Genomic DNA, 9,150 nt, shown 5'->3' with positions numbered 1-9,150 from the left:
GCTCTACCAACTGAGCTAACCGCCCCAATCCCGCTCAAATGCACGGGGTTGAGAGAAAAAGCAAGACGGCCGTTCAGTGTTTGAACGGCCGCCTGTCATAAGTCTCAATTCAGCCTAGTGAGGACGGGCCGGATCGGTCGCCTGATTACCCGGCTGACCGGACAATGAGGCCTGCAATGCGGCTTCATCTGCTTCTGACCACTCTATCGGCGACAAGGGCCGCGTCAGCGCGATGGCCAGCACTTCATTGATGTCCGAAACGGGTACAATCTTCAGGCCGGTCTTCACATTCTCCGGAATGTCCTCGAGATCCTTCTCGTTCTCTTCCGGGATCAGCACCGTCTTGATGCCGCCGCGCAGAGCTGCGAGCAGTTTCTCTTTCAGGCCACCAATCGGCAGGACGCGTCCCCGCAGGCTGATCTCGCCCGTCATGGCCACTTCCCGGTCAACCGGGTTGCCGGTCAGCAGCGAGACAATCGCCGTTGTCATGGCAACACCCGCGGACGGGCCATCCTTTGGCGTCGCGCCATCGGGCACGTGCACGTGGATATCGGTCGTGTTGAACACGGTCGGCTTGATGCCGAGCATGACAGACCGGGATCGGACCAGCGAGCTGGCCGCCTGGATCGACTCTTTCATGACGTCGCGGAGGTTGCCCGTGACCTTCATGTTGCCGCGTCCCGGCATCTTGACCGCCTCGATGGTGAGCAGGTCACCGCCGGTCTCGGTCCAGGCAAGGCCTGTCACCGCGCCGAGCTGGTCGGTCTCGTCGGCGAGACCGTAGCGGAATTTCCGCACGCCTGCGAATTCGGGAAGGTTCTCCGACGTCACCGTCAGGGTTTCGCCCTCCTTGTCAGACAGGATGCGGACCGTCTTGCGGGCCAGCCGTGCAATTTCGCGCTTCAGGCTCCGCACACCGGCTTCGCGGGTGTAGTACCGAACAAGGTCGCGAATGGCCTCATCTGCCACAATCCACTCCCCTTCCTTCAGGCCGTGATCTTCACGGACCTGCGGGATGAGGTGACGTTTGGTGATCTCCACCTTCTCGTCCTCGGTATAGCCTGCGATGCGGATGATCTCCATCCGGTCGAGAAGCGGCTGCGGCATGTTGAGCGAGTTCGCCGTCGTCACGAACATCACGTCAGAAAGATCGTAATCGACTTCCAGATAGTGATCGTTGAACGTCGAGTTCTGCTCAGGGTCCAGCACTTCCAGCAAGGCAGATGCCGGATCGCCGCGATGGTCCATGCCCATCTTGTCGATCTCATCCAGCAGGAAGAGCGGATTGCCCGTCTTGGTCTTCTTCAGCGACTGGATCACCCGGCCCGGCATGGAGCCGATATAGGTCCGGCGGTGGCCACGAATTTCGCTTTCGTCCCGCACGCCGCCCAGCGACACGCGCACAAAGTCGCGTCCCGTGGCTTCAGCGATGGAGCGGCCAAGCGAAGTCTTGCCGACGCCCGGAGGGCCCACCAGGCAGAGGATCGGTCCTTTCATCTTGCCGGTGCGTTTCTGCACGGCGAGATATTCCAGGATCCGCTCTTTCACCTTGTCGAGACCATAATGGTCGTCATCAAGTTGCTTCTCGGCCTTGGCGAGATTGGTCTCGATTTCCTTGCGCGTGCCCCAAGGCAGGGCCAGCAGCCAGTCGAGATAATTCCGCACGACAGTCGATTCCGCAGACATTGGCGACATCTGACGCAGCTTCTTGATCTCGGCTTCGGCCTTCAGGCGTGCCTCTTCAGACAGCGGCGCATCCGCAATCTTCTGCTCAAGGTCGGCCAGCTCATCGCGCTCAGCGCCATCGCCGCCCTGCTCGCCCAGCTCGCGCTGGATCGCCTTCATCTGCTCGTTCAGATAATATTCGCGCTGGGTCTTCTCCATCTGCCGCTTGACGCGGTTCTTGATCTTCCGCTCCATCTGCAACATGCCCATTTCGCCTTCCATGAGGGCGAAGACCTTCTCGAGGCGATCTTTCGCATCGGGAAGTTCGAGCAATTCCTGCTTTTCGGAGAGTTTGACAGACAGGTTCGACGCCACCGCATCGGCCAGACGACCAGGCTCGGTCAGCGCAGCAATCGTGGTGACGGATTCCGGCGGGATCTTGCGGTTCAGCTTGACGTAATTTTCAAACTGCTCCTGCACGGCACGCATGAGTGCCTGCACGTCATCATCGGTGCCTTGGGCCTCGTCATAGGCTTCGACTTCAGCTTCAAAATATTCGCCGCGGTCGTGCAGCTGGTTCAGACGCGCACGCGTCTTGCCTTCGACCAGCACTTTCACCGTACCGTCAGGCAGCTTGAGCAGCTGCAAAATGGTGGCAATCGTGCCGACCTCGTGGACATCATCTGAGCCCGGGTCGTCTATGGCCGCGTCGCGCTGGGCGACCAGCATGATTTCATTGTCGGCCTCTTCGATCATTTCGAGGGCCCGTACAGACTTGTCCCGCCCAACAAACAGGGGCGCGACCATGTCTGGAAACACAACGATGTCCCGAAGCGGCAACACCGGAAGGTTCTTTATACCTGGCATCTACAATGCCTCCTTCTTCAAATTGAGCCCCGACTGGGCGGCAGCTCAGGAAACCCTACCTGCCGATGATGGCAGGAGTCGGGCGTTTCACCAGATGTGGAGGGCGATGCAGGCCGGTTCAAGCCACCGGATGCTCAGGAAATTCCCTCTTCTGTGGAAACCGTCTCCTATCAGGGCATTGCGGCTTTTCTGGCCTTTTCGGTGCGGCTTTCATTTTTCTGATTGGCCAGGAATGCAGAAAGCACGCCCAATCCCGTATCCGGGGCCTCGCCGGCGCCAAGCCTGCGCAACTGTTCATAATACCAGCCGATAACGCCAAAACCGTTCAGCGCCTTCACCAGTTTGATGGGAGAATTCGGCCCCAGCCATCCCGGCCCGAGGCGCAATGTTTTCTCCCATTGCGCGGCGGCAGCGACCTCTCCGGACAAGAGCTGTTTCGGCGTGTCCGGCTCGACACAGAGCGGCCGGCCAAGACCGATCAGGTCGGCCTCCCCTTCCGCAAGCGCCGAATTCATGGCCTCGGTCGTGCGAAATCCGCCTGTCACCATGAGTGGCAACTGGCTGCGCGCCTGCACTGCTTTGGCATATTTCAGGAAGTAGGCCTCCCGTTCGCGCGTGGATTCACGGACATTCTGCTCAAAAACCGGCTCCAGGCCTTCGCTGTCCATCATGCGGGGCTGTTCATAATTACCCCCGGATATCTCGACAAAGTCGACGCCAAGCTCGTTCAGAATGTCGATCACGCCGAGACAATCTTCAAAACTGAACCCGCCTTTCTGAAAGTCTGCGGAATTGAGCTTTACCGAAACCGAAAACCCCGGCCCTGCCGCAATGCGCGATTCCCTGACGCATTCGGCGAGGAGGCGCGCGCGGTTTTCCAGCGGCCCGCCATAGTCATCCTGGCGCTGGTTCGCCAGCGGCGACAGGAACGAAGAAAGTAAATAGCCATGCGCGCCATGAACCTGAACACCGTCAAAGCCCGCCTGCTTTGCAACGCTGGCGGCCCGGCCGAAGCCTTCGATCACGGCTTTGATCTCGTCCAAAGTCATCGCGCGGGGCTGACCGAATTGGCCGCCCGGCAAGCCCAGCGCGACCGGACTTGGCGCAGCGGGGCTCGGATTGATCAGTTTTGGCGTTTGGCGTCCGGCATGGCTGACCTGCATGATCATTGCGGCGCCATGAGATTTGCCAACGTCGGCCCAGCGCGAGAACATATCCATCTCTTCATTTGACGGCTTGCCGTCTATGACCACATTTCCCGCACGTTCGAGATGATTGCGGTCAATCTGGACATTTCCTGTGATCATCCCGCCTATGCCGCCTTCCGCCCAGCGGCGATACAATGTCAGATGGCTTTCAGTTACCCGGTTGCGAGGATCAGCGAGTCCCTCTGTCATTGCCGCCTTCACAAGCCGATTGGGGAATGTAAGCCCGCTCTCCAGGGTTAACGCCGTATTAATCGAGGCTGTCATCTTATGTTCTCCCATATCGACACTGAGTCGCCCGCCCTTATCGGAGACATCATATGGCAGCCGCCAAGCAAGCAAAGCTGTTTGACCAAATGAGTACAGAAAGTACCGGCTATTCCGCCAAGGATATCGAGGTCCTCGAAGGCCTTGAACCTGTCCGCAAACGCCCCGGCATGTATATTGGCGGCACGGATGAGCGCGCCTATCATCACCTCTTTGCCGAGGTGCTGGACAACTCCATGGATGAAGCGGTGGCCGGGCATGCCAGCCGGATCGAGATCAAGCTCGACGCCGATGGCTTCCTGGCGGTGAGCGACAATGGCCGCGGCATTCCGGTTGATCCACACCCGAAATTCCCGAAAAAGTCCGCGCTGGAAGTCATCATGACCACACTGCATGCGGGCGGCAAGTTCTCCGACAAGGCCTATGAGACCGCCGGCGGCCTGCACGGCGTCGGCATTTCGGTCGTCAATGCGCTGTCGGAACTGGTCGAAGTTGAAGTCGCACGCGACAAGATCCTGTACCGGCAGACCTTCTCGCGCGGCATTCCGCAGGACAAGTTGAAAAAAGTCGGCACGGCGCCAAATCGCCGGGGGACCGTGGTGAAGTTCAAGCCGGACTTCCAGATCTTCGGCGAAAAGATGCGTTTCCGCCCGGCCCGCCTGTTTCAGATGGCGCGATCAAAAGCCTATCTCTATCGAGGCGTTGAAGTACGCTGGAGCTGTGATCCTTCCCTGCTGCCAGAAGATTCCAAGGTTCCTGCCGAAGCCACGCTCTCCTATCCGAACGGATTGGCAGACCAGCTGGATGAAGTCTTCAAGGACAAGGCGACCATCACCGATGCAGCCTTTACCGGTCTCGTTGATCAAGGCGGCGAAGGCAAGGTCGAGTGGGCCATTGCCTGGACGCGCGCCGGCTTTGGCGAGGCGGACGGATTTTCACGCTCCTATTGCAACACTATTCCGACCCCGGATGGTGGTACGCACGAAGCGGGCTTCCGCTCAGCCATCACAAAAGGGCTACGCAATTTCGGGGAACTGACCGGAAACAAGAAAGCCTCCGAAATCACCGCCGAAGATATCATGGGCCATTCCGGCTTGCTCTTGTCTGTTTTCATCAAGGGTCCGGAATTTGTCGGTCAGACCAAGGACAAGCTGTCGACGACGGCCGCGTTCCGCCTGGTGGAAAACTCCGTGCGCGACCGGTTTGACCATTGGCTGGCCGGTAGCCCGAAAGAAGCCGACAAATTGCTCGGCTGGGCGGTTGAGCGCGCGGAAGAACGCCAGCGCCGCCGCAAGGCCAAGGATATCAGCCGCAAATCGGCCACCAAGAAGCTTCGCCTGCCGGGCAAGCTGGCCGATTGCTCCAACAAGGGGCCGGACGGCACCGAACTGTTCCTCGTCGAGGGGGATTCGGCTGGCGGCTCCGCCAAGCAGGCCCGCGACCGCAAGACCCAGGCCATCCTGCCCCTGCGCGGCAAGATCCTGAATGTCGAAAGCGCCTCGCTCGACAAGATGATGAACAATCAGGAGATCAATGATCTCTCACTGGCGCTCGGCACGGCGCTGGGCAAGAAGTTCGACATGGACGATCTGCGGTATGACCGCATCATCATCATGACGGATGCCGATGTAGATGGCGCCCACATTGCCAGCTTGCTGATCACTTTCTTCTATCGGATGACACCGGGCCTTATCGAAAGCGGACGCCTGTTCCTGGCCCTGCCCCCGCTCTACAAACTCTCCAACAAGGGTACGATCGTCTACGCGATGGACGATGCCGACCGGGCCGAGAAAATGAAAGAGCACTTCAAACCGAACCAGAAAGTCGACATGACCCGCTTCAAGGGTCTCGGCGAGATGAACCCGTCTCAGCTGAAGGAAACCACAATGAACCCGGCGACGCGGACGCTTGCGCGGGTCACTCTGGAGGCGATTGACGATGTCGAGGTTCCGGCCGAGGAGCTGATAAACACGTTGATGGGCAAGAAAGCCGAATTGCGTTTCCGGTTCATTCAGGAAAACGCTGCTTTCGTTGAAGAGCTTGATATCTAGGTAAACAAGATTTGAAACGCCGGTAAGAAATTTCCTTTATTCGGAAAGACGATTCTAACCCTGTTTGGGTATGGTTCGCCCATCATGTTATTCGGACGCACCCTATTCAAACACGACAAGAAGCGCCATTCCGGGCGCGAAATTCTTGAGTCGCACCTGAATCGGTACATCCTCGCGCTGAGCATTGTTCTGGCGCTGATCCTTGCCAGCCACATCGTTTCCCTGACTGCCCTCCGCCAAGGTGCGCATGATGCGACCGCGATCAATATGAGCGGCAGCCAGCGCATGTTGCTGCAGCAAATGTCGCATGCCGCCCATGATTACGCCGAAGACGGATCGCCGGAGCTGCGGGAGAATTTGCGCGCCAGCATCAAATTGTTCGAGACGTCTCACTATGAACTTATCCGCTTTGGCGAAGATGATGCCGCACTTCAGGCGATCTATTCCGAAGGCGAAAACTCCATTCATACCAAGGTTCTTGAGCTCATCAACAATGTGAACTGGGTTCTGGTCGACCGCCGGAATACGTCCGCGGCGCTTGAGGCAATTGAATATGAGGCTTCCGGCCCCCTCGCCAATCGGCTCGGAGAGGCGGCGGACGCTTTCGAAGCGCAGGCCAACAAGCGCGCCGAGTGGCTGGGTACGATCCAGACCTATACGGTCCTGGCCCTCGTCCTGACGATTGTCGCGGAAGTGTTCCTGGTCTTCTGGCCGGCCCACAAGATCATGATCCGGGCCTTCAAGAAGCTGGACCAGCAACATAGCGAAGCCCAGGCAACGCTGAAGCGCCTGTCCAATTTCTCCGCCGTGGCCTCAGACCTGTTCTGGGAAACCGATCTCCAGGGCAAGCTGATCTATGCCGAGGGCACCTTCCTCCAGAAACTTCAGGGCGGCCGCAATTCCCTGGTCGGGTGCAACTATCTCGACATTATCCAGTTCGATGAAGAAAACTCCGAGATCATGACCAATGCGGTCCAGTCGGCCGCGAGTTACGCCCGTGTGCGCGGAATTTTCACGGACGTTGATGGCCAGACCTATCACATGGATATGGCCGGCGCGCCGTGCTTTGACGACAAGGGTCGGATCACCGGCTATATCGGCACCTCCAACGACATTACCGCACAGGTCGAGAAGCAAGAGGAGGTCCGTAAATTGGCCTATTCGGACCCCCTGACTCATCTCGCGAACAAGCGCGCCCTCGAAGAGCGGCTGCCGACCATGCTCGCAGAAGCCTCAAACACCGCGCCGCTCTTTATCCTGGCGCTGGACCTGGATGGCTTCAAGGCGGTCAACGACACATATGGTCATGGCGCGGGCGACGAAGTGCTCAAAGTCGTGGCGGCCCGGATGAAAGCCATTGTTCGCGACAGCGACCTGACCGTGCGCACAGGTGGGGACGAGTTCTTCATCGTCTGCAGCACATCGCCATCGCGCCTTGCCGTTGAGGGCCTGGCCCTGCGGCTCAAGCGCAAGCTGAGCGAGCCTTATGGCCTGTCGACCGGCCACCGCGTCCGCATCAGCACGTCCATCGGCATTGCCGCTGCGCCGTATGACTGTATGGGCGAAGGCCCGCTGCTGCACGCCGCCGACATGGCGCTGTACGAAGCCAAGCGCTGTGGCCGCAACCAGTTCCGCTTCTATGAAGATCTCGGGCCTTTCGTGGTCGACGAACAGGCCATGGCCTAGGGCCCCTTCCCTCCATTTCCTCCAGAACCTTTGGCCGGAGACGCGCCCCACGCGCTCCGGCATTTTTTTGTGTTGTGAGGCAGGCGTCAGCCAGAGCTTTCCCAGGAGTCGAGCCCGGCCCTGATCTGCGCGGGCAGCAGCGTCGCAATCGCGCCAAGCTCTGGCGACAGGCGGAAGGCGCTGGTCGCCGGGCCGACCGCCGGGCGCGGTTCGCCATGCTTCTGCAGGCGTTTGAGATTGCGCGCGAGGCGCAGGGCATGGCCATCCGGGTCTGCGATGACGCGCCGGAGCGCCGCGATGCGGGCCATCAGCCTGTGCGGGGATACGGATCCGGAAAGGGTTCGGAGAATGTCCGGAAAATCGCCCTCAATCGTCTGGCGTGCGGGCAGCAATTTCAACCGTCTTGGATAAAGGCGCGGAAAGATGGCGAGTTCGACGCCGTCGGGCAGGTCCGGCTCGGGCTTCGGATCAGGGGGCGCGGCGCGCGGGGCCGCCGGGGCGAGCGTCAGATTGAGCGCGAGGACCAGGATCAGGCGGCGGACAATCGGTTCCAGCATTCTGAGCCGCCCGGAAATCCGCTGCGCCACCCCCCGCCCGATCACTTTCGGCCCGAGATGGAGGTTCGCCAGCGCGGACGCATCCAGCACCGCCCGCCCGGCATGTTCCAGCCCCCGTTTCAGAATGTCCGTTTGCGCGTCCATGCGGGGAGTATGGGGGTTGGGGCTATCAGACGGATTGGAAAAACGGGAAAATTAGAATTGAATCAAAACTTAAAGTTGATTAACATCCTAACTCGAAGCACTGATTTTCGGGAGACTAAAGACAATGAGCAACCTTTTAAGTTGGGCAAAATCGCAGGTTTCTCATTGGGAAGATTCCATTGATTTGATGGAAAAGGGCTACCTTAGTATTATCAAAAAAGATGGCGATAAGCCGGTAGATCAAACAAAGGAAACTATCGCTGATCGCAAACAACGAATGCAAAAATTAAAGGAAATCATCAGCAAGCTTGAAGGTTGATTGAACGGATTATTCATGCTCCCCGGCGTTGTGGTGAGTGGAAACAAAGCGATAGTTCTTATTGCACTCTTCCTGTTCAATCCACTCAGGATTTTTATCCTTCATCTTCGAAAAGAATCCGAAATCTAGTCCTCCGACGCGAACTTCCCGAAGCAATTCCTCATGGAATGCCAAATACCCCGCCTCGGGATCAGATACCTTTATAGCAACAATTACCACCGGTCTCAGAAAGGTTTTCTTGTCTCCTTCGGTTTCAGAAAGCTCTCCTTCATAGGCGCCGATGTCCAATCCAAGCACGTCAACTTGCGTTTCGTCTCTGAGTGCGCCTGATATACCTGCGCAAAGAAAAGCTGCTCTGTTTCGCGAGAGTTTGTCATCAATGTTAGGTG

The 9,150-nt window shown here is 58.4% G+C and carries 7 protein-coding genes; 3 read left to right on the top strand and 4 right to left on the bottom strand.

The window, feature by feature from the left end:
* Window positions 1-114: 114 nt before the first annotated feature.
* Window positions 115-2,532 (bottom strand): endopeptidase La, encoded by a 2,418-nt coding sequence (gene lon / locus B4F73_RS00295; protein WP_290478643.1) that lies wholly within the window; start codon window positions 2,530-2,532, stop codon window positions 115-117.
* A gap of 170 nt (window positions 2,533-2,702) precedes the next feature.
* Window positions 2,703-4,004: an NADH:flavin oxidoreductase/NADH oxidase family protein gene (locus tag B4F73_RS00290; RefSeq protein WP_256434953.1), complete on the bottom strand. Its 1,302-nt coding sequence runs from the start codon at window positions 4,002-4,004 to the stop codon at window positions 2,703-2,705.
* Window positions 4,005-4,057: 53 nt separating this feature from the next.
* On the opposite strand from B4F73_RS00290, the gene parE reads away from it, so the two are divergent.
* Together parE and B4F73_RS00280 are read left to right on the top strand one after the other, a co-directional pair.
* The gene (gene parE, locus B4F73_RS00285; RefSeq protein WP_206992285.1) at window positions 4,058-6,055 is read left to right on the top strand and encodes a DNA topoisomerase IV subunit B; all 1,998 of its coding nucleotides are present in this window, start codon (window positions 4,058-4,060) and stop codon (window positions 6,053-6,055) included.
* Window positions 6,056-6,139: 84 nt separating this feature from the next.
* A complete protein-coding gene (locus B4F73_RS00280) occupies window positions 6,140-7,741 on the top strand; it encodes a diguanylate cyclase domain-containing protein (RefSeq protein ID WP_290478641.1) in 1,602 nt (533 codons plus the stop codon).
* An 86-nt stretch (window positions 7,742-7,827) separates the two neighbouring features.
* Here the strand turns inward: B4F73_RS00280 and B4F73_RS00275 are convergent, their stop codons facing one another.
* Window positions 7,828-8,442, bottom strand: a complete 615-nt coding sequence (locus tag B4F73_RS00275) for a hypothetical protein (RefSeq protein ID WP_290478640.1) — start codon at window positions 8,440-8,442, stop codon at window positions 7,828-7,830.
* 124 nt (window positions 8,443-8,566) lie between these two features.
* Between B4F73_RS00275 and B4F73_RS00270 the strand changes: the two genes are divergently transcribed.
* A complete protein-coding gene (locus tag B4F73_RS00270; RefSeq protein ID WP_290478639.1) occupies window positions 8,567-8,761 on the top strand; it encodes a hypothetical protein in 195 nt (64 codons plus the stop codon).
* 9 nt (window positions 8,762-8,770) lie between these two features.
* Here B4F73_RS00270 and B4F73_RS00265 read toward each other — a convergent pair.
* The coding region (locus tag B4F73_RS00265; RefSeq protein ID WP_290482241.1) for a hypothetical protein at window positions 8,771-9,150 on the bottom strand (380 nt) is incomplete at its 5' end.

The organism is Hyphomonas sp. UBA3601 (genome assembly GCF_002375605.1).
GTDB lineage: Bacteria > Pseudomonadota > Alphaproteobacteria > Caulobacterales > Hyphomonadaceae > Hyphomonas.
This window is presented reverse-complemented; position numbering and strand designations above follow the sequence as displayed.

Bases quoted from the DNA above. Each gene is read 5' to 3' on its own strand.
- B4F73_RS00275 (WP_290478640.1), bottom strand. From the start codon at position 8,442: ATGGACGCGCAAACGGACATTCTGAAACGGGGGCTGGAACATGCCGGG.
- B4F73_RS00290 (WP_256434953.1), bottom strand. From the start codon at position 4,004: ATGACAGCCTCGATTAATACGGCGTTAACCCTGGAGAGCGGGCTTACA.
- lon (WP_290478643.1), bottom strand. From the start codon at position 2,532: ATGCCAGGTATAAAGAACCTTCCGGTGTTGCCGCTTCGGGACATCGTT.
- B4F73_RS00280 (WP_290478641.1), top strand. From the start codon at position 6,140: ATGTTATTCGGACGCACCCTATTCAAACACGACAAGAAGCGCCATTCC.
- B4F73_RS00270 (WP_290478639.1), top strand. From the start codon at position 8,567: ATGAGCAACCTTTTAAGTTGGGCAAAATCGCAGGTTTCTCATTGGGAA.
- parE (WP_206992285.1), top strand. From the start codon at position 4,058: ATGGCAGCCGCCAAGCAAGCAAAGCTGTTTGACCAAATGAGTACAGAA.